The 21,554-nt window shown below is 66.3% G+C and carries 19 protein-coding genes; 11 read left to right on the forward strand and 8 right to left on the reverse strand.

Annotated features, from left to right (window positions below; genetic code table 11):
* Window positions 1–23 precede the first annotated feature (23 nt).
* A complete protein-coding gene (locus tag ACZ5MJ_RS29360; RefSeq protein WP_464224513.1) occupies window positions 24–1,892 on the forward strand; it encodes a bifunctional sugar phosphate isomerase/epimerase/4-hydroxyphenylpyruvate dioxygenase family protein in 1,869 nt (622 codons plus the stop codon).
* Between the two features lie 4 nt (window positions 1,893–1,896).
* Here the strand turns inward: ACZ5MJ_RS29360 and ACZ5MJ_RS29365 are convergent, their stop codons facing one another.
* On the reverse strand, window positions 1,897–2,778 hold the full coding sequence (locus ACZ5MJ_RS29365; RefSeq protein WP_464224514.1) for a DMT family transporter: 882 nt from the start codon (window positions 2,776–2,778) through the stop codon (window positions 1,897–1,899).
* A gap of 325 nt (window positions 2,779–3,103) precedes the next feature.
* On the opposite strand from ACZ5MJ_RS29365, the gene ACZ5MJ_RS29370 reads away from it, so the two are divergent.
* Entirely contained in the window at window positions 3,104–3,721 is a 618-nt protein-coding gene (locus ACZ5MJ_RS29370; protein ID WP_464224515.1) for a cysteine dioxygenase family protein, read from the forward strand.
* Window positions 3,718–5,340 carry a rhodanese-related sulfurtransferase gene (locus ACZ5MJ_RS29375; RefSeq protein WP_464224517.1) on the forward strand — a complete coding sequence of 541 codons (1,623 nt, stop codon included), beginning with the start codon at window positions 3,718–3,720 and terminating at the stop codon, window positions 5,338–5,340. The genes ACZ5MJ_RS29370 and ACZ5MJ_RS29375 overlap by 4 nt, the downstream gene beginning before the upstream one ends.
* A 14-nt stretch (window positions 5,341–5,354) precedes the next feature.
* On the opposite strand, the gene ACZ5MJ_RS29380 is transcribed toward ACZ5MJ_RS29375, so the two are convergent.
* The 4 genes from ACZ5MJ_RS29380 to ACZ5MJ_RS29395 form a co-directional block, all read right to left on the reverse strand.
* Window positions 5,355–5,816: a hypothetical protein gene (locus tag ACZ5MJ_RS29380; protein WP_464224518.1), complete on the reverse strand. Its 462-nt coding sequence runs from the start codon at window positions 5,814–5,816 to the stop codon at window positions 5,355–5,357.
* Window positions 5,779–6,429 (reverse strand): nucleotidyltransferase domain-containing protein, encoded by a 651-nt coding sequence (locus ACZ5MJ_RS29385; RefSeq protein ID WP_464224519.1) that lies wholly within the window; start codon window positions 6,427–6,429, stop codon window positions 5,779–5,781. Before ACZ5MJ_RS29385 ends, ACZ5MJ_RS29380 begins: the two co-directional genes overlap by 38 nt.
* 85 nt (window positions 6,430–6,514) lie before the next feature.
* Window positions 6,515–6,874 (reverse strand): type II toxin-antitoxin system PemK/MazF family toxin, encoded by a 360-nt coding sequence (locus ACZ5MJ_RS29390; protein WP_464224520.1) that lies wholly within the window; start codon window positions 6,872–6,874, stop codon window positions 6,515–6,517.
* Window positions 6,867–7,139: an antitoxin of toxin-antitoxin stability system gene (locus ACZ5MJ_RS29395; RefSeq protein ID WP_464224521.1), complete on the reverse strand. Its 273-nt coding sequence runs from the start codon at window positions 7,137–7,139 to the stop codon at window positions 6,867–6,869. The genes ACZ5MJ_RS29390 and ACZ5MJ_RS29395 overlap by 8 nt, the downstream gene beginning before the upstream one ends.
* A 264-nt stretch (window positions 7,140–7,403) precedes the next feature.
* On the opposite strand from ACZ5MJ_RS29395, the gene ACZ5MJ_RS29400 reads away from it, so the two are divergent.
* From ACZ5MJ_RS29400 to ACZ5MJ_RS29420, 5 genes are all read left to right on the forward strand, one after another.
* Window positions 7,404–7,814, forward strand: coding sequence for a cobalt-zinc-cadmium resistance protein (locus ACZ5MJ_RS29400; RefSeq protein WP_464224522.1), 411 nt, complete (start codon window positions 7,404–7,406; stop codon window positions 7,812–7,814).
* Between the two features lie 218 nt (window positions 7,815–8,032).
* A complete protein-coding gene (locus ACZ5MJ_RS29405) occupies window positions 8,033–9,487 on the forward strand; it encodes a TolC family protein (protein ID WP_464224523.1) in 1,455 nt (484 codons plus the stop codon).
* A 2-nt stretch (window positions 9,488–9,489) separates the two neighbouring features.
* Complete coding sequence (locus tag ACZ5MJ_RS29410) at window positions 9,490–10,650, forward strand: efflux RND transporter periplasmic adaptor subunit (RefSeq protein WP_464224524.1); 1,161 nt, start codon at window positions 9,490–9,492, stop codon at window positions 10,648–10,650.
* A 6-nt stretch (window positions 10,651–10,656) separates the two neighbouring features.
* Complete coding sequence (locus ACZ5MJ_RS29415; RefSeq protein ID WP_464224525.1) at window positions 10,657–13,773, forward strand: efflux RND transporter permease subunit; 3,117 nt, start codon at window positions 10,657–10,659, stop codon at window positions 13,771–13,773.
* 159 nt (window positions 13,774–13,932) lie between these two features.
* Window positions 13,933–14,238 (forward strand): hypothetical protein, encoded by a 306-nt coding sequence (locus tag ACZ5MJ_RS29420; protein ID WP_464224526.1) that lies wholly within the window; start codon window positions 13,933–13,935, stop codon window positions 14,236–14,238.
* A 19-nt stretch (window positions 14,239–14,257) separates the two neighbouring features.
* On the opposite strand, the gene ACZ5MJ_RS29425 is transcribed toward ACZ5MJ_RS29420, so the two are convergent.
* Together ACZ5MJ_RS29425 and ACZ5MJ_RS29430 are read right to left on the reverse strand one after the other, a co-directional pair.
* Window positions 14,258–15,640, reverse strand: coding sequence for a sensor histidine kinase (locus ACZ5MJ_RS29425; protein WP_464224527.1), 1,383 nt, complete (start codon window positions 15,638–15,640; stop codon window positions 14,258–14,260).
* Window positions 15,637–16,305 carry a response regulator gene (locus tag ACZ5MJ_RS29430; RefSeq protein WP_464224528.1) on the reverse strand — a complete coding sequence of 223 codons (669 nt, stop codon included), beginning with the start codon at window positions 16,303–16,305 and terminating at the stop codon, window positions 15,637–15,639. The genes ACZ5MJ_RS29425 and ACZ5MJ_RS29430 overlap by 4 nt, the downstream gene beginning before the upstream one ends.
* Window positions 16,306–16,575: 270 nt before the next feature.
* Here ACZ5MJ_RS29430 and ACZ5MJ_RS29435 point away from each other — a divergent pair, with 270 nt between their 5' ends.
* The 3 genes from ACZ5MJ_RS29435 (at window position 16,576) to ACZ5MJ_RS29445 (ending at window position 19,348) form a co-directional block, all read left to right on the forward strand.
* Window positions 16,576–17,553 carry an ABC transporter substrate-binding protein gene (locus tag ACZ5MJ_RS29435; RefSeq protein WP_464226641.1) on the forward strand — a complete coding sequence of 326 codons (978 nt, stop codon included), beginning with the start codon at window positions 16,576–16,578 and terminating at the stop codon, window positions 17,551–17,553.
* Between the two features lie 59 nt (window positions 17,554–17,612).
* The gene (locus ACZ5MJ_RS29440) at window positions 17,613–18,410 is read left to right on the forward strand and encodes an ABC transporter ATP-binding protein (RefSeq protein ID WP_464224529.1); all 798 of its coding nucleotides are present in this window, start codon (window positions 17,613–17,615) and stop codon (window positions 18,408–18,410) included.
* Window positions 18,411–18,502: 92 nt separating this feature from the next.
* Window positions 18,503–19,348: an ABC transporter permease gene (locus ACZ5MJ_RS29445; RefSeq protein ID WP_464224530.1), complete on the forward strand. Its 846-nt coding sequence runs from the start codon at window positions 18,503–18,505 to the stop codon at window positions 19,346–19,348.
* Between the two features lie 1,066 nt (window positions 19,349–20,414).
* Here the strand turns inward: ACZ5MJ_RS29445 and ACZ5MJ_RS29450 are convergent.
* Window positions 20,415–21,536: a porin gene (locus ACZ5MJ_RS29450; protein WP_464224531.1), complete on the reverse strand. Its 1,122-nt coding sequence runs from the start codon at window positions 21,534–21,536 to the stop codon at window positions 20,415–20,417.
* Window positions 21,537–21,554: the final 18 nt, after the last annotated feature.

A 21,554-nucleotide genomic window follows, 5' to 3' on the forward strand; every position in this document is an offset into this window, starting at 1 on the left:
AATACCGCTACCTTGCTATCGCCATGACCGCAGTCCGCCGTCCCCTCCCGAAATCGATCGCCACTGTCTCGCTGTCCGGCACGCTGCCGGAAAAGCTGGAAGCCGCCGCGGCCGCAGGCTTTGACGGGGTGGAGATCTTCGAGAACGACCTGCTGCATTTCGACGGCTCGCCCGCCGAGGTGCGCCGCATGGCGGCCGACCTTGGCCTGCAGATCCTGCTCTACCAGCCCCTGCGCGACTTCGAGGCCATGCCCGGCGACGTGTTTGCACGCAATATGGCGCGCGCCGAACGCAAGTTCGATGTGATGGAGCAGCTTGGCGCGGAGATGGTGCTGGTCTGCAGCAATGTGCAGGACGTGGCCATCGACGACCCCGCCCGTGCCGCCGCCGACCTGCGCCAGATGGCCGAGGCCGCCGCGCGGCGCGGCCTGCGCGTGGGTTATGAGGCGCTCGCGTGGGGCCGCCATGTGCGCCGCTGGCAGCAGGCATGGGATATCGTGCAGCGCGCCGACCATCCCGCGCTGGGGCTGGTACTGGACAGCTTCCATACCCTGTCGCTGGGCGATTCGCTGCAGGGCCTCGACGCGGTCCCGGCGGAGAAAATCTTCTTCGTGCAACTTGCCGATGCGCCGCGCCTGTCGCTGGATGTGCTGTCGTGGAGCCGGCACTACCGCAACTTCCCCGGCCAGGGCGACTTGCCCGTGGCTGATTTTGCCCGCGCCGTGCTGCAGGCGGGCTACGCCGGCCCGTTGTCGCTCGAGGTGTTCAACGACGACTTCCGCGCGGCGCCGGCACGGCTGACGGCGCAAGATGGGCTGCGCTCGCTGATCTGGCTTGAGTCCGAGGCCGGCGGCGTGCCGCTGCCCGCGCCGCCGGTGCTCGGCGGCGTGGATTTCGTGGAGTTCGCGGTCGATTACGTGGCTGGCCGCGAGCTGGCGCAACGTCTGGAATCGCTGGGCTTTGCCCATGCCGGCCGCCACCGCTCCAAGGCGGTCGACCTCTACCGCCAGGGCGGCATCAACCTGATCCTGAATGCGGAGCAGGACAGCGCCGCCGCCGAGCACTTCCAGCTGCACGGGCCGTCGGTGTGCGCCATCGGCCTGAAGGTGGACGACGCCCGCCGCGCCATGGCGCGCGCCCGCGCGCTGCTGTGCAAGGAATGGCGCCAGCCGCTCGGTCCCGACGAGCGGGTGATTCCGGCGCTGCGCTCACCCGACGGCATGTTGTTCCACCTGATCGACGACCGCGATGCCGATCGCAGCATCTACGAAAGCGACTTCACGCTCGATGCGCCGGCGGATGCCGTCCACCACGGCGCCGGGCTCTGCGCCATCGACCATCTCGCGCAAGCGCTGCCGGCGAACCGGCTCGACAGCTTTGTGTTGTTCTATCGCTCGGTGTTCGGCATGGAGCCGGAGGCGGTGCATGAGATCGCCGACCCATATGGCCTGGTGAAGAGCCGCGCCATGGTCAGTCCCGGCCAGCATGTGCGTATCCCGCTCAATGTGTCCGAGAGCGATCGCACCGCCACCGGGCGCTTTGTTGCCGCCTACGCGGGCTCGGGCGTGCATCACATTGCCTTCCGTTCGGACGGGCTTGCGCAAACGCTGGAAGCGATCGACCGCGGCAGCGCCGCGATGCTGCATGTGCCGGACAACTACTACGACGACGTCGCCGCGCGGCTGGCGCTCGACGATGCGCTGCTGGGTCGCCTGCAACGCCTCGGCCTGCTCTATGACCGGGACGCGCACGGTGAATTCCTGCACGCCTATACCGCGCCCTTCCACGAACGGTTCTTCTTCGAACTGGTGCAGCGCGCCGGGTACCTGGGCTATGGCGTGGCCAATGCCGCGGTGCGCATGGCTGCGCAGGCGCAACTGCGGCACGGCTGAGGGCCTACGTGGCCACGGCCGGCAGCACACGCTCGCGCGCCGCGGCCACCGTGCCACCCACGCCGCTGGCGGCAATCAGGGCAACGCCAAGCACGGACCAGGCATCGGGCAGGTAAGCGAACGCCAGCCAGCCGCCCAGCATCGCGAAAGCGATCTGCAGGTAGAGATAAGGCGTGAGCAGGCCGACCGGCGCGCGCGCATAGGCAAGCACCAGGAACAGGTGGCCGGCGGTGCCGGCAAGCGCCATGCCGGCGAGCAGGCACCAGTGCCATACCGTGAGGTGCGTGGTCCATGCGAACGGCAGCGCCGCGGACAGCAGCACCGTGGCAACACAGCCGGTATAGAAGTGCGTGGTGCCGGCGCCGTCGGCGCGGGTCAGCACGCTGGTCAGCAACTGGTAGGCGGCATTGCACAGCACGGCCACCAGCGGCAACAGCATCGCGGGCTGCAGCCCGGCACCCGGCCGGATCACCACCAGCGCCCCGGCGAACCCCGTCAACAGGCAGAGCCAGCGCACGGCCGACACGCGCTCGCCGAGCATGGCCGCCGCGGCCAGCGCCATCACCAGAGGCGTCAGGCTCACCACGGCGGTGAACTCGCCTACCGGCAGGACCTGCAGGCTGAAGAACGCGCATCCGCTGGACAGCAGCATCGTCAGCGCACGCGCGCACTGCAACAGCGGCCGGCGCGTGCGCAGCAGGGCGCGGCCGCGCGCCGGCAGCAACACCGTGCCGGTCAGCGCCGCCTGGACCAGGTAGCGCAGCCATAGCGCCATCACGACCGGCACGGCCGCGCCGGCGATTTTTGTCAGCGTGTCGAGCGCGGCAAAGCAGGCTACCGCCGCCACCATCAGCAAGATGCCTTGCAGTTCCCGTGCCCCTCCCATGGGGCTCACGCCGCAGGCCGGCAAGCTGCGCCTGCCACGGCCATCCCTGTCTGCATCATGTCACCGGTCCACGTTGGCTTTGTCTTCGTGCGCAGGTTACCGGCAGGGGCGGGGGCAATCAGCGCAATCGATGGAAAGTCAGAATTCGCTGGCAGCGAATAATCCGGGAGGGCGACGGCCAGGGCGCGGGGCGTGCGCAGCTTTGCCTGTCAACGCGGGCCGGCCGGGCCGTGCTATGTTTGCAGCAGCAGCGCCCCGCAGAGGGCCGCGCCGCCTGCGCCCGGCGCGCCGGCAAACCAGAACGAGACACTCCGGAGTCAATCCCATGAACGGCACCCCCACCCCCAACCCGCTCGCGCCGCTGCGCGACTTCATCACCGGCGTGGCCGCGCTGCTGGACCAGCACCCGGACGAGCCCCGCATCCTGCGCGAAGGCGGGGCGCTGCTGGCAAAGCTGGTCGCACGCGACGACTGGCTGCCCGATGCCTGGGCCCGGCCGCACCCCGAGTACTACCAGCAGCACCTGCTGCATTGCGATTCCGCCGAACGCTTCTCGGTCGTCAGCTTTGTCTGGGGACCGGGCCAGCGCACGCCCATCCACGACCACACCGTATGGGGCCTGATCGGCATGCTGCGCGGCGCGGAAGACGCGCAGCCGTTCGTGCTCGACGCCGCCGGCCGGCCCGTGCCGCAGGGCGACGCCGTGCGCCTGCTGCCGGGGCAGGTCGAGGCCGTTTCGCCCACGGTCGGCGATATCCACCGTGTCAACAACGCGCATGACGACCGCGTCTCGGTCAGCATCCACGTGTACGGCGCCAATATCGGCGCGGTGCGCCGCTCGGTCTATGCCGAGGACGGCACGCGCAAGCCCTTTATCTCCGGCTATTCCAACCAGACCCTGCCCAACCTGTGGGACCGTTCCCGCGAAGTTGCCCAGTCATGACCACGATTACTGCTACGCAAGCCGCACCGGCCTTTCCGACGTATTCGCCCGAGGAGGTGCGCAAGGCCCTGCTCAACCGCGACGAGATCGCGCTGATCGATGTGCGGGAGGAAGACCCCTTCGCCCAGGAACACCCGCTGTGGGCCGCCAATTTCCCGCTGTCGAGGCTTGAGATCGAAGCTTGGGCGCGCATTCCGCGCCGCGACACCCTGATCGTCGTCTACGGCGATTACGCCGGCGCGGATCTGGCGCCGCGCGCCGCGGCCGTGCTGCGCGCACTGGGCTATACGCGCGTGCATCTGCTGGCAGGCGGGCTGCGCGCCTGGATCGACGGCGGCGGCGAGGTGTTCCGCGACGTCAACGTGCCGAGCAAGTCGTTCGGCGAGTTGGTGGAAGCCAGGCGCCACACGCCGTCGCTGGCGGCCGAGGAAGTGCAGGTGCTGATCGACAGCAAGGCCGACGTGGTGATCGTCGATGCACGCCGCTTCGACGAGTACCAGACCATGAGCATTCCCACCGCCACCAGCGTGCCGGGTGCCGAGCTGGTGCTGCGCGTGCGCGAGCTGGCGCCGGATCCGCACACGCGCGTGATCGTCAACTGCGCCGGGCGCACGCGCAGCATCATCGGCACGCAGTCGCTGGTCAACGCGGGCATCCCGAACCCGGTGGCGGCACTGCGCAACGGCACCATCGGCTGGACCCTGGCCGGGCAGCAACTGGACCACGGCGCCAGCCGCCGCGCCCCCGCCTCGGTCAGCGATGCCAACCGCGACAGCGCCCGCCGCGGCGCGCGCGAGATCGCCGACCGGGCCGGCGTGCGCCGCATTGCGCTGGCGCAGCTCGACACGCTGGAGCAACCCGGCCGCACCGTGTACCGCTTCGATGTGCGCACGCCCGAGGAATTCGCCGATGGCCACCTGCCGGGCTTCGTCAATGCGCCGGGCGGCCAGCTGGTGCAGGAAACTGACCACTCCGCACCAGTGCGCGGTGCGCGCATCGTGCTGGCGGACGACGATGACGTGCGCGCCAGCATGACCGGCTCATGGCTGGCGCAGATGGGCTGGGACGTGTGGGTGGTGGAACCGTTGGCGGCCGCGGCGCGCAGCGAAACCGGCGCCGTCGCCGCGCCGGTGCCGGCGTCAGCGCCCGTATCCACCGTCACCGCAACTGAACTGGCCGCGTGGCTCGATGCAGGCGATGGCAGCACCGCCGTACTGGATTTCACCGCCAGCGCCAACTACGTCAAGCGCCATATCCCCGGCGCATACTTTGTCATTCGCGCCCAGCTGGCCGACGCGCTGCCTCGCATTGCGCAGCCCAGGCGCTACGTGCTCACCTGCGGCTCGAGCCTGCTGGCGCGCTTTGCCGCCGCCGACCTGCGGCGCCTGACCGATGTGGAAGTGTTGGTGCTGGAAGGCGGCACGCAGTCATGGCTTGCCGCCGGGCTGCCGCTGGAAAGCGGCGAAACGCGCCTCGCTTGCGAGCGCACCGACCGCTACCGCCGGCCGTATGAAGGCACCGACAATCCGCGCGAGGCGATGCAGGGTTACCTGGACTGGGAGTTCGGGTTGATCGCGCAGCTGGAGCGCGATGGGACGCATGGGTTCAGGGTGGTGTAGGGCGCGGTGGCGCGCTATGGCTTGAGCATCCCCGGGTAGTGCTCCCGCAGCCATTGCGATGTGTTGTCGAGTATGCGCCTGGCGTGATCTAGTGCCAGGCGCATGTCGGGTGCCCTGACGGTGGCGAATCCGGTGTACTTCTCATTGCGGATCGACAACAGGCCGTCGAGTTCGTCCAGCAGGAGCTGGCCGCCACCCACGGATCCGACCAGGCCCTCCAGCGCGACACGGTGGTGGCCGTGCGCTGCCGTAATCCGGTAACCTTGCGCGGCAAAGACGGCCAGCGCCGCAAACAGGATCGCGTCGTAAGCGGCTTCGAACTTCGTCGGGTCGGAAATGCCCTGGACCGTTGTGTCCTGGAATTTCTGCACAGCTGCGCGCAGCAACTCCTGCACCATTTGCTTGTTCTGCATCCGCTCCAGGCGGACGACCTGCGGCTCATCGAGCGCCAGTTGCGCCGGCTTGCGCGCTGCCATAGACAAAGTCTCCTTTCAAGGCGATCACCGGCTGGCTTACAACACCGAGCGCGAAGCTGTTCCCGTCGGCCAGCATTTGTTCGAACTCTGATCTGGAAAACACCGACGCATGGATTTCCCGGCCGTGCTCGCGTTCCACCGATTTCAGCGCCGCATTGATACGGATGGCGCTGAGGTCCTCGCCCAGTACCAGCACGTCCAGGTCCGAGGCCGCCTTTTCCTCGCCGCGGGCAACCGAGCCAAATACGACAGCGATCTCTGTCTCTTCAGGCAGCGCATGCTTCACGTCCTCAAGCATCGCATCGCTGCGCCGCACGATGTCTGTCAGGCCTGCCAGCACGGGCGAATCAGAGGCCCGGTACAGCACGTTGCGGCCGTCCTGCGTCCTGACAGCCAGCCCGACGTCCGTCCAGCGCTTGAGCCAGTGCGTCACATTGCCCGTATTGGATCCAGCCATGCGAGCCAGTTCGCTTGGGGCATATTGCCTGCCGGGAGTTAGGTAAAGCGCGCGAAGCAGCGCCAGGCGCTTTTCGCCGCCGAAGAGTTCCCCCAGAAGTACGTTGTGCATGGCAGCCTCCTGTCCATTGCTGCATGATGTGCAGTGTCGCTGCATATTATGCAGTATCGCTGCATGATATGCACTGACGCTGCATGATATGCAGTGGGGTGAGGGGGGCGAGGCAAGTGCTGGAGGGATGTCAAAGCCGGAGCAGAAGGCGCAAGGCCTCTTCCACTCTTCTCAGGTGATTGGAGGCTAACGTGGCCACCGGCTGGCGGCCCATGAACCGGCGATTGGAAATTGCGCGGGCCTGGTCGATCAACAGGTCCGTCTCGTAAGCCAGGCCCGGAAGCTTGCCCAGCGCGACCCGCAGGGGAAAACAATCCTCCCGCTCTACTTGTGACGTTCCTGGCACGATGATCGTAGTTGGGTGCCCGGCGTCGTTGAGCAAATCCGTCTGGATGACCAGAGCCGGCCGGTTGCGTTTGGCCGGCTCTTCCCGATGGGTCTGGGGATTGAGATCAACCTCCCAGATCTGCCCGCGCTTCAGCTCAGTCAAGGCCGTCCCCGGCCGATGCGTCCATGTCTTCGCTGGCGGCCAGGTGCTTTGCCGAGAGCCTGCGGGAAAGCATGGCGATACGGGAGGCCATCTCCCGCTCGTTTTTCTCGCGCACGGCATCGCGGATGTAGTCGGAGGTTTTCTGGCCCGCTGCCTTTGCCAGGGCACGCGTCTGCTCGGCCAGTTCTTCGCCAGCGCGGAAGGACAAAGTCGTTCCCTGCATGAATGGCTCCGTACTTGGGTAGTACGGAAGTATAGCGCTCATTTGTCACTCGTTTTTGTATTACGAAATTGCACCACGGAGGTGTGCCGGCTTCGGTATCGCAACTTGAGCTTAGCGGGGAAGGTAACTGGCAGATAGCGGATGAGTCTGAAAGCCCCGAAAGGCTTCCGGTCTCTCTGCAGCAAGGGAACGAACCTGGCGATTCCCGGTCAATCGTAATCGTTCAGTTACAATGCTGTCCTGCAGCATCCCACCGGCTGTCCCGACCGCGGACCCGCCGGCGATGCCGTCAAAGCCCCCGAACCCATGCGACTGTTGTTCCTGCTGCTGACTGCCATGTGCTTGTCGCTGCTCTCCTTCGGAGCAGCGGCGGGCGTGCGCACGGCGTTGCCGGGGCAGCCGCAGGTGGGCGTGGATCTGGTGGAGATGGCGGCGGCCCAGCCCGTCGACGACCTCGGCCGGATCGTCGTGCCCGGCGACGACGGCTTGCACGACGACGATGCCTGCGACGACCCGCCGCCCGGATACTGCAATATCTGGTCGGCCGACCTGCTCGATCCGCTCGACCTGCTCGACGAGATCGAAGAATCCAGCGCGCTCATCGCGCTGCCGCCGGTGAAGCTGTTGCTGCCTGCCGGGGTCCTGGCCAAGCATCCGCCTGGCCGCGCCGACCCCCCGCCTTCGGCCTTCTTCCGGCCGCCCATTTCCCGCGCCTGATCGTTTCCTGCGCCCGCAACGCTCGCGCTGCCGCATGCAGCCATCGAGCCGCGGGCCGCGTCCCCTTGCCTGATATCGCCAGCCTGCCTGCTGCCTGACCGCAGCGGGCAAGCCGCTGCCGTTGTGCGTCCTGCCGTGAATCCGTCTCCGTGACGGCTTCGCCCCGGGGCGGGCGGCAGCATGGCGAGAGGCAGCCGTATTGCTTGCTTTCCCGACTCATGACAACAACCAAGCTGACCCTGATCGCGTCGCTTTTGCTGATGGCGCTTGCCGTGGCTCCGGCCCAGGCCGGTGCACAAGGCGGGGCGTCCGCGCAGGCAACGGACGTGGCCGGTGCCGCGCCCACCGCCCGCGCGCCACTGTCCAAACCTGCTGCCGCACCCATGCCGGGCACCGCCATCCTGGCGGCCGCGGCGGTGTCCAGGCCTGCGTCCGCCCCATCGGCTGGCGCCCCGGCCGGGCCCGCCTACTCGCTGCCCCAGTTGCTCGAGCTGGCCCAGTCCGCCAACAAGGGCGTGGCTGCCGCCGAGGCCAATGTCGATGCGGCCAGCGCCGCCATCCGCAGCGCGCGTGCCTATCCCAATCCGCAGGTGGAGGTGATGTATGGCCGCCTGTCCGGCAAGCAGCCGGGCGTGAGCAGCGGCAATGCGCCCAGCTACGCGGTCGTGCAGAAGCTGGATTACCCGCACCAGCGCAGCCTGCGTGAGGCCATGGCCAGCCGCGGGCTGGAGTCGTCGCAGGCGGTGCGGCTGGGCTTCCGGGCCGACCTGGCCGCGCGCGTAAAGACCGGCTATTACGACGTATTGCGCCGCGAGAGCGAGCTGCACGCCGCCGAGGAAGACCTGGCGATGATGCGCCAGATCCATTCGCGCGCGCGGCTGCGCGTGGAGGTGGGCGAGGCGCCGCGCTATGAACTGATCAAGGCCGAGACCGAACTGCTGGCCTCGCAGAAGAGCCAGCAGACCGCCGAGCTGCGCGTCAACCAGGCCAAGGCCGCGCTGCGCCAGCAGGTGGGCGGCGCGATGCCGGGCCAGTTCTCGCTGGCCGGCGCGCTGGGCCATTCGCCCGACGTGGCGCCGCTGCCGCTGCTGCGCGACACCATGACCGCCGGCAATGCCGAGCTGGTCCAGCGCCGCATGGAACTGGAGCGCGCGCAGTTGGGCGTCGATTACCAGAAGTCGCTGCGCTGGCCGGAAGTGGCGGTGCGCGCCAGCACCGACCGCCAGCCTGACAACAACGTCTCGCAGATCGGCCTGATCCTGACCATTCCGCTGTGGGACCGCCGCAGCGGCCCGGTGGGCGAGGCCACGGCGCAAGCCACGCAGGCGCGCAGCGCCCTGGAAGCGCGCGAGTTCGAGCTGACGCAGGAACTGGAATCCGCCTACCGTCAGTACGAGATCAACCAGGCCCAGGTGATCGCGCTTGAGTCCGGCATCGTGCGCGAGGCCGAGTCGGCGCTGGGCGTGGCCGAGTCCGCCTACCGCTTCGGCGAGCGCGGCATCCTGGACTACCTCGATGCCCAGCGCGTGCTGCGCGGCGCGCGCAATGAGCTGATCGCCGCCCAGTACGACCTGCAGCTGGCCGCCATCCAGATCGAAAAGCTTATGTCGACCGCCCCGGGCGCCACCGCCGCGCCGGGCCTGCAGCCGGCTTCCAACATCGAACCCAAATAACCATGCGACCCAATTTCCTGCTTTCGCTGACGGCCGCTGCCGTCCTGACGTTCAGCCTGGCCGCCTGTTCCGACCAGCCTGAACCCGTCGCCGAAGCGCCCAGGCTGCCGCCGGGCGTGATCCAGCCCGAGGGCAACCTGCAGCAGGCGCTGAAGGTGGCGCAGGTGGCTGCCTCCCCGTTCAGCGAGATGCTGCGCGTGGCCGGCCGCGTCGACTTCGACGAACAGCGCGTGGCCCGCATCGGCGCCAGCGTGACCGGCCGCGTGACCGACCTCTATGCCACGCTGGGCCAGGAAGTGAAGGCCGGCCAGGTGCTGGCGCGCCTGCACAGCAGCGAGCTGGGCGCGGCGCAGATGGCCTTCCTCAAGAGCGAGGCCCAGACCGAGCTGCAGGCCCGCAATGCCGAGCGCGCGCGCCAGCTGTTTGCCGCCGACGTGATCGGCCGCGGCGAGCTGCAGCGCCGCGAGAGCGAACTGGCGATTGCCTCGGCCGAGATGCGCGCCTACCGCGACCAGCTGCGCGTGCTGGGCATGTCGCAGGCATCGATCGCCGAACTGGCGAAGCACGGCAGCATCAACTCGCATTCGCCGGTGTTTTCCAGCATCAGCGGCACCGTGGTCGAGCGCAACGTGGCGCAGGGCCAGGTGGTGCAGCCGGCCGATGCGCTCTATACCGTGGCCGACCTGTCGCGCGTATGGGTGGTGGCCGAGGTGCCCGAACAGCAGGCCGCCCAGGTGGCCGAAGGGCAGAGCGTGGACATCGAGGTGCCGTCGCTGGGCAATGGTGCGGGCAACAAGAGCATCACCGGCAAGCTGATCTACGTCGGCCGCACGGTCAACCCGCAGTCGCGCACGGTGCTGGTCCGTACCGAGCTGGACAACCGCGAAGGCCGGCTCAAGCCCGCCATGCTGGCGAGCATGCTGATCGCCGGCAAGCCGGTAGACCAGCTGGTGATCCCGGCCGCCGCGGTGGTGCGTGACGGCAATGACGAGCTGGTCTATGTCGAGATGCCCGGCAACAAGTACCGCCTGACCAAGGTCAAGCTGGGCGCCGAGAGCGATGGCATGCGCGTGGTGCAGAACGGCGTCAAGGCTGGCGACCGCATCGTGGTCGATGGCGCCTTCCATCTCGACAACGAGCGCAAGCGCCTCGAGCAAGGGTAATTGGCCATGATGAAATCCCTAGTCGAAGCCGCCATCAAGCAGCGGCTGGTGGTATGCGTGATTGCCGTGGTGCTGTTCTTCTTCGGCCTGCGCGCTGCCACCAGGCTGTCGGTGGATGCTTTCCCCGATGTCACCAACGTGCAGGTGCAGATCGCCACCGAAGCCGCGGGCCGTTCGCCCGAGGAAGTGGAGCGCTTTGTCACCGTGCCGGTGGAAATGGCCATGACCGGGCTGCCCGGCCTGGAAGAGATGCGCTCGCTGAACAAGGCGGGCCTGTCGCTGATCACGCTGGTCTTTACCGACGCCACTGACGTGTATTTTGCCCGCCAGCTGGTGATGGAGCGCCTGATCGAAGTGGGCGGGCGCATGCCCGAAGGCGTGTCGCCGGTGCTGGGCCCGGTTTCCACCGGCCTGGGCGAGGTCTACCAGTACACGCTGGACCGCGCCGACGACGGCAGCCGCGAACTGGCGCAGGAAGAGCTGGCCGAGCGCCGCATCGCCCAGGACTGGGTGGTGCGCCCGCTGCTGCGCTCGATCCCGGGCGTGGCCGAGATCAACTCGCAGGGCGGCTATGTGCGCCAGTACCAGGCGCTGGTCAACCCGGAGCGCATGCGCCACTACCAGATCTCGATCCAGCAGGTCTATCAGGCACTCGCGCGCAACAACGCCAACTCCGGCGGCGGTGTGCTGCCGCACTATGCCGAGCAGTACCTGATCCGCGGCGTGGGCCTGGCCCGGGGCGTGGATGACCTGGGCAGCATCGTGCTCAAGGAGATCAACGGCACGCCGGTGTACCTGCGCGACGTGGCCAACGTCACCATCGGGCATGAAGTGCGCCAGGGCGCGCTGGTCAAGAACGGCCAGACCGAGGCGGTCGGCGGCATCGTCATGATGATGCGCGGCGGCAATGCCAAGGAAGTGGTCAGCCGGGTGAAGGCGCGCGTGGCCGAGATCAACGAGCGCGGCATGCTGCCGGGCAAGCTGCAGATCGTGCCGTATTACGACCGCAGCGAACTGGTCGACTCCGCGCTGTGGACCGTGACCAAGGTGCTGCTGGAAGGCGTGGTCCTGGTGGTGATCGTGCTGTTCCTGTTCCTGGGCGACGTGCGTTCGTCGGTGATCGTGCTGGCCACGCTGGTATTGACGCCTTTGCTGACCTTCATGGTGATGAACGAGGTGGGGCTGTCGGCCAACCTGATGTCGCTGGGGGGGCTGGCCATTGCCATCGGCCTGATGGTCGACGGCTCGGTGGTGGTGGTCGAGAACGCGTTCGAGCGGCTCGGCCACAAGGAGCCGGGCCTGAGCAAGACCGAGATCCTGGTGAAGGCCGTGCAGGAGGTGGCCACGCCGGTGATCGTGGGCGTGGGCATCATCATCCTGGTGTTCCTGCCGCTGATGACGCTGTCGGGCATGGAAGGCAAGATGTTCGCGCCGCTGGCGTTCACCATCTCGATCGCGCTGGCGATCTCGCTGTTCCTGTCGCTGACGCTGTCGCCGGTGCTGTCGTCGTACCTGCTCAAGGGCGGCGCCGAGCACGACACGCGCGTGATCGCCTTCATGAAGCGCCACTACCTGCGCCTGCTGCACTGGGCGCTGGGCAACAGCCGCAAGACGGTGATCGGCGCGGTGGCGGCGTTCGTCGCCACGCTGGCGATCGTGCCGCTGCTGGGCACCTCGTTCATCCCCGAGATGAAGGAAGGCTCGATCGTGCCCGCGATCGACCGCGTGCCCAACATCTCGCTGGAAGAGTCGATCAAGCTGGAAAAGGAAGCCAACAAGCTGGTGCTGAGCGTGCCGGGCGTGAAGTCGGTGGTGTCCGGCGTGGGCCGCGGCGAAAGCCCGGCCGACCCGCAGGGCCAGAATGAGTCGACCCCGATCGCCAGCCTGAAGGACCGCGACGAGTGGCCCGACGGCTGGACCCAGGACGATATCGCCAACGCCATCCGCGACAAGCTCAAGGCCATTCCCGGCGTGCAGATCGTGATGGCGCAGCCGATCTCGGACCGTGTCGACGAGATGGTCAGCGGCGTGCGTTCGGACGTGGCGGTGAAGGTGTTCGGCGACGATCTGGACAAGCTGCGCGAACTGGCGGGCGAGATCGCCCGCGTGGCCGGCGGCATCCAGGGCTCGCAGGACATCCGCATCGAGCGCGTGTCGGGGCAGCAGTACCTGTCGATCGAGATCGACCGCCAGGCGATTGCGCGCTACGGGCTGAACGTGTCGGACATTCATGACGTGATCGAGATTGCCATCGGCGGCAAGCGCGCCACGGACATCTTCGAAGGCGAGCGCCGCTTTGCCGCGGCGGTGCGCCTGCCCGAGGCATTCCGCGACAACGTGCAGGCCATCCGCCAGTTGCTGGTGTCCACGCCCAACGGCACCCAGGTGCCGCTGCAGAGCGTGGCGAAGATCGAGGTCAACGATGGCCCGGCCCAGATCAGCCGCGAAATGGCCAAGCGCCGCGTGGTGGTGATGATCAACGTGAAAGACCGCGATCTAGGCGGCTTCGTGGCCGAGCTGCAGCAGGCCACCGGCGCCAGGGTGAAGCTGCCCGAAGGCTATTACCTGGAGTGGGGCGGCCAGTTCCAGAACATGGAACGCGCCATGGGCCACCTGAAGATCATCGTGCCGGTCACCATCGCCGCGATCTTCTTCCTGCTGTTCCTGCTGTTCAACTCGCTGCGCTTCGCCACGCTGATCATCACCGTGCTGCCGTTTGCTTCCATCGGCGGCATCATCGGGCTGTTCGTCACCGGGGAATACCTGTCGGTGCCGGCCTCGGTGGGCTTTATTGCGTTGTGGGGCATGGCGGTGCTGAACGGGGTGGTGCTGGTGTCGTACATCCGCACGCTGCGCGACTCGGGCTTGTCGCTCGATGAGGCGGTGGTGCAGGGCGCGACGCAGCGTTTCCGCCCGGTGATGATGACCGCGACCATCGCGATGCTGGGCCTGGTGCCGTTCCTGTTCTCGACGGGGCCGGGGTCCGAGGTGCAGCGTCCGCTGGCGGTGGTGGTGATCGGCGGGCTGATTACCTCGACGCTGCTGACGCTGGTGATGGTGCCGACGCTGTATCGCTGGTTCGATGACCGCAAGCCGGATCCGACCAGGGACGTGCCGGTCTGATGGTCTGGTGCCGCCGGGCGGTTGTTGCCTGGCGGCGTTTGCGGGAAGGGCGCTTGGCGCGATGCGCGAGGCGCCCTTTTTGCTGCACTCCGCGCCGGCAGACAAAGCGCCTAAGATGGTCTATGTCGGGGTCCGACACCGCCGAGGGAGTCAGAAGTCATGAAGCGCCCGTTTCCATGCGCGCTGTCATGCGTCTCGGCTGTCGCATGGATATCGGTCGCGGCAGCCGCGCAGGACTACGCATACACCGTCAATGTTCAGCTGCGCGACGGCAAGACCGTGCAATGCGCGGTGAATCAGCCGCCGCAGGCGCCCCAGGTACCCGAGACGGCACTCAGCACCAGCGAACGCGTGGAAGCGGAAGTGCTGGCGACGCAGCGCCTGCGTCTGCTGTCGGGGCCCCGCGCGCCGTATCCGACACCTTACACCGCACCGGCCATCGCCTGTTTTGCACTGAGCCGCTGACGCAAGGACCGCACGGGTCTCAGTTTGCCAGTGGCAAGGCGACAGTCAGCGTGACCCCCTTGCCGCCAATGCCCGGCGACAGCCTCACGCTGCCCTGGGCCGCCAGCACGATCTCCTTGACGATGGCCAGGCCCAGCCCGGTGCCTGGCTGGTGCGGGTGCGCGCAGCGGTAGAAGCGGTCGAACACCTTGGGGCGGGTCTCGGGGGGAATGCCGGGCCCGTTGTCGCTGACCGCGAGGATGGCGTGGCGGTCCGTGGTTGACAGCGACACCGTCACCTGGCCGCCGTCCGGGGTATAGCGGATGGCATTGTCGACCAGGTTGGAAATCACCGCGACCAGCATCCATTCGTTGATCCGCACGCTGACGTTGTGCCCGGCCAGTTCCGCGCCAAGGTCGATCTGCTTGCGCTGCGCCAGCACCACCAGATCTTCCAGCACGGCGGTGATGACCGGCGCCAGCTCAACAGCCGGCTGGCCAGCCGCCGTGCCGCTGGCGCCCTGTGCTTCGGCTTGCGAGAGCAGCAGCAACTTGTTGGCGAGGTCGGTCATGGCCCGCGTGCTGCTTTCCATCGAGCCCACAATCTCGCGCAGCTTGCTGTCGTCCTGCGACTGGACGGCGTACTGCAACTGGGTGGCCAGCACGGCCAGCGGCGTGCGCAACTGGTGGGCCGCGTCGGCGATAAAGCGCCTTTGCTGCTGCACGTATTCGTTGAGCCGCTGGATGCATTGGTTGATCGCCTCGACGATGGGCCGCAGTTCCATCGGCAGGTCGCCCGGCCTGATCGGCTGCAGGTCCATCGGGTCGCGTCCCGCCACCTCGTCGCGGGTGCGGACCAGGGGGCGCAGTTCCACCGTCAGGCCGCCTAGCACCAGCAGCACCGCCAGCAGCAGTAAGACGATTTCACGCGTCAGTGCCGGCAGCCGCAAGCTGCGCACCAGTTCCTGGTTGCCCTTCAGCGTCTGGCCCACGGTCACGATGATCTTGGTTGCCTGTCCGCTGTTGAACATCAGGCGCGAGATCTGTATCACGCGCACCGGCATGTCCTCGAAGCTGGAGCCGTAGAACACGGGGCTGGCGGCGCCGGCCAGCGGGGCTTGCTCAAAGCGCGGGTTGCCCGCCAGGATCCGCCCGGTGTCATCTGCCACGCGGTAGAAAACATGGTCGCCATAGGGCGAGTCGAACAGCGAAAGCGCCGCCGGCGGTACCTGCACCATGAGCCGGCCATCGGCCCAGCCGATCTGGCCGGCGATCACATCGGCCGATGCCTGCAGGGCGCGGTCCTGCACGCGATTGGCGGTGTCGACGGCGCTGACATATGAGGCGTAGCCGCTGATCAGGACGAAGCCGGTCAGCGGGACCAGCAGCCAGAGCAGCAGGCGCGCGCGCAGGCTATGGATCATTGCTTTTGCTGCAGCAGATACCCCAGGCCGCGCAGCGTCATGATGGCGGCCTGGCAGCCCTCGAGCTTCTTGCGCAGGCGATGGATGTAGATTTCGACGGCGTCTTCGCTGGCGTCTTCCTCGAGCGCGTAGATGCCCTCCATCAGCGCCGTCTTCGAGACAGTCTTGCCCTGCCGCATCATCAGGATCTCAAGCGTGGCGTGTTCCTTGAGGCGCAAGGGCAGCAATTGCCCCTGCACATAGAACTGGCGGGTATCGCTGTTGTAGGTGAGGTCGCCGCAAGTCAGCTCGGACTGCTTCTCGCCGGTGTTGCGGCGGGCCAGGGCCTTGATCCGGGCCACCAGTTCGCGGACCTCGAAGGGCTTGACCAGGTAGTCATCGGCGCCGAGCCCGAGGCACTCCACCTTCTCGTCGACCGAGCCGCTGGCGGTCACCACCAGCACCGGCAGATTGTTGCGGCGCGTGCGCAGCCGGCGCAGCAGGTTCTTGCCGCTCAGCCGGGGGATCTGCAGGTCGAGCAGCACCACATCGTAGTGCTGCGTCATCAGCAACTGGTCCGCGTACTCGCCATCCAGCGCGGTATCCACCATGAAGCGTTCCTCTTTCAGCAGCCTGGCGAGCCAGTGAATGAGCGAGGCGTTGTCTTCGATCAGCAGTACCTTCATGAACAGCTCTGGTGTCTGGGGCAGGGATTTGGCAGGAGTTCGGGCGGGAGCCAGCCGGCTTGCGGCATGGTGGGGCCCGGCCCGTCTTTTTAACGCTGGTTGGGCCGTTTGGGTGCACCGGGATTTCACCTAGGTCCGGGGAAAGCTGCGTGAAGGATTCCGGTGCCTAGAATCAATCGCTGTGCTTCGCGGTACGGCGAACCCACATCAAGAACAGAAAGGACGGAGACAGGCATGAATCCATTCCGGAAGGTATCGCTGGCCGGCGCCATGCTGGCAGTGCTTGCAGTGCCTGGCGCTGCACTTGCAGCCGATGGCGGCGGCAAGATCACGATCATGGTGGGCGGTGCATCCAAGATCATCTATCTGCCGGCCAAGTTGACCGAGCAGCTGGGCTACTTCAGGGAAGAAGGGCTGGATGTCGAAATCCAGTCGCAGCCGGCAGGGGTCGACGGGGAGAACGAATTGCTCGCAGGCGCGGTGCAGGGCGTGGTCGGGTTCTACGATCACACCATCGACCTGCAGAGCAAGGGCAAGGAGGTTGAGGCCGTCGTGGTGTTTGGCCAGGTGCCCGGCGAGGCCCAGATGGTGGCCACCAAGGCGGCCGCCCAGATCAAGAGCATGGCCGATGTCAAGGGCAAGACGCTGGGCGTGACCGGACTGGGTTCGTCGACCAACTTCCTGACCCAGTACCTGGCGTTCCGGGCCGGGGTGTCGTCCAGCCAGTTCACGGTCCTGCCGGTCGGGGCGGACAACACCTTTATCGCCGCCATGCGCCAGGGCCGCATCGACGCCGGCATGACCACCGAGCCGACCATCTCCCAGTTGCTCAAGACCGGCGAAGCGCAGGTGCTGGTCGACATGCGCACGGTGGAAGGCACCACGCAGGCGCTGGGCGGGCTGTATCCGGCATCCAGCCTGTATATGCAGCGCGCCTGGGTGGACAGCCACAAGGAGCAGGTCCAAAAGCTGGCGCGGGCCTTTGTCAAGACGCTGCGCTTCATGAAGACCCATACCCCCGATGAGATCGCGCAAAAGGTGCCCAAGGACTACTACGGGAACAACCGCGAGCTTTATGTCAAGGCGCTGGGCGCGTCGCTACCCATGTTCACGTCCGACGGCAAGATGCCTGCGGGCGGCCCGGAAACCGTGCTGAAGGTGCTCGCTTCCTTCGATCCCACGGTCAAGGGCAAGCACATCGAGCTTGCCCGGACCTACACCAATGCGTTTGTCGACCAGGCAAAGTAGGCCGTCGCCATGACAACGGGCCGGCATGCCCCTGCCTGGGCCGGCCCCGAGGAATCTTTATGACTCACCCAGTATTGCAGGACACGCCGGCGATTGAGTTCGACCATGTCTCCTGCCGTTTCATCTCGCCGGATGGCAGGGCCACGGTCGCCTTGCGCGATTTCTCGATGACGGTCGGCAATGGAGAATTCGTTGCCATCGTCGGGCCGACCGGTTGTGGCAAGTCGACCACGCTCAGCCTGATCACCGGCCTGCTGACCCCAAGCGCGGGCGAGGTGCGGCTGATGGGGCAGCGCGTCAACGGCATCGATCCGCGCATCGGCTTTGTGTTCCAGGCCGACGCGGTATTTCCCTGGCGCACCGTGATGCATAACGTCGCGGCGGGGCCGCTGTTCCGCGGCAGCTCGCGCGACGCAGCCTACGGCCTGGCCGAGCAGTGGATCCGCAAGGTGGGGCTGGGCAAGTTTGGCGACCACTACCCGCACCAGCTTTCAGGCGGCATGCGCAAGCGCGTGGCGCTGGCACAGACGTTTATCAACAACCCGCAAATCCTGCTGATGGACGAGCCGTTCAGCGCGCTCGACATGCAGACCCGCACGCTGATGCAGGACGAGTTGCTGCAACTGTGGTCCCAGACGGCGGGCTCGGTGGTGTTTGTCACGCACGATCTCGAGGAGGCGATTGCGATGGCCGACCGCGTCCTCGTCCTCACCGCGCGCCCGGCCACGCTCAAGCAGGTCTACGAAATCGACCTGCCGCGCCCGCGCGTGACCTCCGAGATCCGCTATGACAAGCGCTTCGTGGAGTTGTCGCGCGAAATCTGGGCCGACCTGCGCGAAGAAGTCCACATCGACTAGGCCACGGGATCATTGAAATGGCAGGCACCGGCCAGTTTCAGTGATGCTGTGGACTACCACGCATGCCGTGAAATGACCCAACGAGAATGACCATGGAAGCAAACATCGCTTTTGCCGCGCAGGACGAGGCCTTTGAACTGCAGGCCAGGATCAAGGCACAGCGCCGCTACTGGCTGATTGTCAGCCTGCGCTTGCTGTTGCTGGTGGTTGTGCTGGGCGGTTGGGAACTGGCCGGGAGGCTGCACTGGATCGATCCCTTCTTCTTCTCCATGCCGACGCTGATCGTCGAGCAGATCTACGACTGGTTCGTCAATGGCACGTCACAGGGCCCGTTGCTGGCCCAGGTGGCGGTCACGCTTGAAGAGACCGGGCTGGGCTTCCTGATCGGCTCGATTGCCGGCGTGCTGTGCGGCATCTTGCTGGGGCGCAACAAGTTGCTGGCCGACGTGTTCAGCATCTACATCCAGATTGCCAATTCGATCCCACGCGTGGTGCTGGGCTCGATCTTTGTGATCGCGCTTGGCCTGGGGATGGCGTCGAAGGTAGCGTTGGCGGTGGTGATGGTGTTCTTCGTTGTCTTCGGCAATGCCTTCCAGGGCGTGCGCGAGGCCGACCGCTACCTGATCGCCAATGCGCAGATCCTGGGGGCGTCAAAGCGCCAGCTGACGTTCGCGGTGGTCGTGCCTTCCGCGCTGAGCTGGATCCTGGCCAGCCTGCATGTCAGCTTCGGCTTTGCACTGGTGGGTGCGGTGGTGGGCGAATTCCTTGGCTCCAAGCAGGGCATCGGGCTGCTGATTGCCACGGCACAGGGTGCATTCAACGCCAGCGGCGTGTTCGCGGCGATGATCGTGCTGGCGGTGGTGGCGCTGGCGGCGGACTACCTTCTGACCCGGTTGGAAAACCGGCTGCTCAAGTGGAAGCCGAGTAGCCTGGGGTGATGCCTGCTTGGGCCTGGTGGTAGCGGGGCTATCGCCGGTCATGAATTCTCCTTCATCTCCTTCGTCTCCTTTGTCCCACGTCTGTCTGGTTGCAGCGTGGGGTTTTTCTTTGGTTCCGGCGGTGAATGAAATGGTCTTTCTGCTTGTTGGCTTGGGTATGTCGGTCGGGTTTGATGTTGTCGTAGGTTTTACGGCCTGGTTCCGCCCTGCTGGGCGGGTCACTTTTTGTCCGAGCGACAAAAAGTAACCAAAAAACGCGTCGCCTCAGGCGGCTGGCCACCAATTCCGCGGTGTGGGTGGTTCGAGCGGCGGTGATTTCCGGTCGATGGGGTTGGTGGTTCGACCCTGCTACGCTCCCGGGATGTGCCTTGCGTCCAGGGACTATTGGACGAACCCGACTTTAGGCCGTTGGCAGCCTTCTAACGAGGTTATCGGTAGGACGCCTACGGCTGCGCTGCGCGCACTCAGTATCGCAGGTCGGGTGCTCGGGCACGGAGTGCGTCGCTGCGCTCGCACGGCGTTGTCGCGGATGATGCCGTGCCAAAGGAAAAAATCAGGACGTGGCCACTGGTTCTGCCACGTTAGGACGCGCGCGTAGCGCAGCCGAAGGCGTCCGACCGACGCGGTATTTAGCAGGTTGCCAATAGCCTAAAGTCGGGTTCGTCCAATAGCCCGTGGAAGCAGGCACAGACAGGGTGCGTAGCAGGGTCGAACCACCAACCCCACCGAACGGAAATCACCGCCGCCCGAACCACCCGCACCGAGGAATTGGTGGCCAGCCGCCAGAGGCGACGCGTTTTTGGTTACTTTTGTCGCTCGGACAAAAGTGACCCGCCCAGCAGGGCGGAACCAGGCGGTCCAACCTACGACAACATCGACCCCGACCGACATACCCAAAGCAAGCCAACGAGCAAGAGACCAGCCAACCACCCCTGCCAAGAGCCCAGACCAGCCGCACGGCAACAAGCGACCCCAAATCCAGCGAAGAACAAAAAACCCGGCTTGTGGCCGGGAACAAGGAAAGACCGGAGCATGAGGCGGCGCGCAGCGCCGCCATCCCACCAGATCAGAAGCGCGTGCGCATGCCCACTGCAAACTCGCTCTGGTGCGAGAAGCCGTTGGCCTGGGACGCATGGTAGCCCTTCTGCAGGAACATGTAGTCCGCTGCCAGATAGACTTCGGTGCGCTTGGAGAAGTGGTAGAAGATCGATCCGTAGATGGTGTTCTTGCGGCCGCTGTCGGTGGTGGTGGATGCCGCCGTGTTGGAAAAGGCGTTCAGGGTGAAGCCGTCGGCATTGAGGGCGGCATTGCCTGCCTTCATCATCTGGTAGCCCAGTTCATAGTCAAACGCGCCAGCCGGTGCCACCTTGAACGAGACCGTGTAGGCGTCGTCGCGGCGCATGCCCAGTGCACCCTGGTCGGCGGTGTAGTGGAAGTAGCCGGCATTGGCGCGCACGATGCCCCAGATGTAGTTGCCGCCGACCGAATAGGAGCGGTGCCAGAGGTCGCCGAGCTTGGCCTGGGTGTAGAAGCCGGACACGTGGAAATTGGTGCCGTTGTAGCCGAGCGTCACGCTTTCCGTGGTGCCCCGCGACGGATTGCCCGGCACTTCGCCGAACTGGTAGCCGGCGCCGGCGGTCAGGCCGTTGCTGAAGATCTTCTTCCACACCACGCCGTTGTTCATGCGCGTGCCGGTTGCGCTGCCCGCGTAGAAGACCAGCTGCTTGAAGTTGTTGTTGTTGGTATAGCCGCCTTCTTCGGTGCTGATCGCGGCTGAGCCATACGGGTCGGCGTAGATGCCGGAGGCGATCGGGTCGCGCGCCAGCGCATCCTGGCGGCCGAAGGTCAGCTTGCCGAAGGTCTCGTTCTGCACGCCGACCCAGGCATCACGGTTGAACAGCACGCCCGGGGTGTCCATGGCGCCGTCAAAGCTTGTGAATTCACTTTCGAGCTTGAAGATGGCCTTGGTGCCGCCACCCAGGTCTTCGGAGCCGGTCAGGCCCCAGCGGTTGCCGCTGAACCATGCGGGCTGGTGGAAGCCGGTCAGGCGGTGGCCCTGGGCGTCGGCGTTGCTGATGGTGCTCAGCGTGGTGTCGATCAGGCCATACAGCGTGACCGACTGGGCGTGGGCCTGGCCAGTGCAGATGGCGCCGGCAGCAAGCGCGAGCGCGGTGAATTTGGTCTTCAATTGACTCTCCTCAGGGGC

The sequence above is a fragment of the Cupriavidus sp. LA-1 genome (assembly GCF_055385985.1).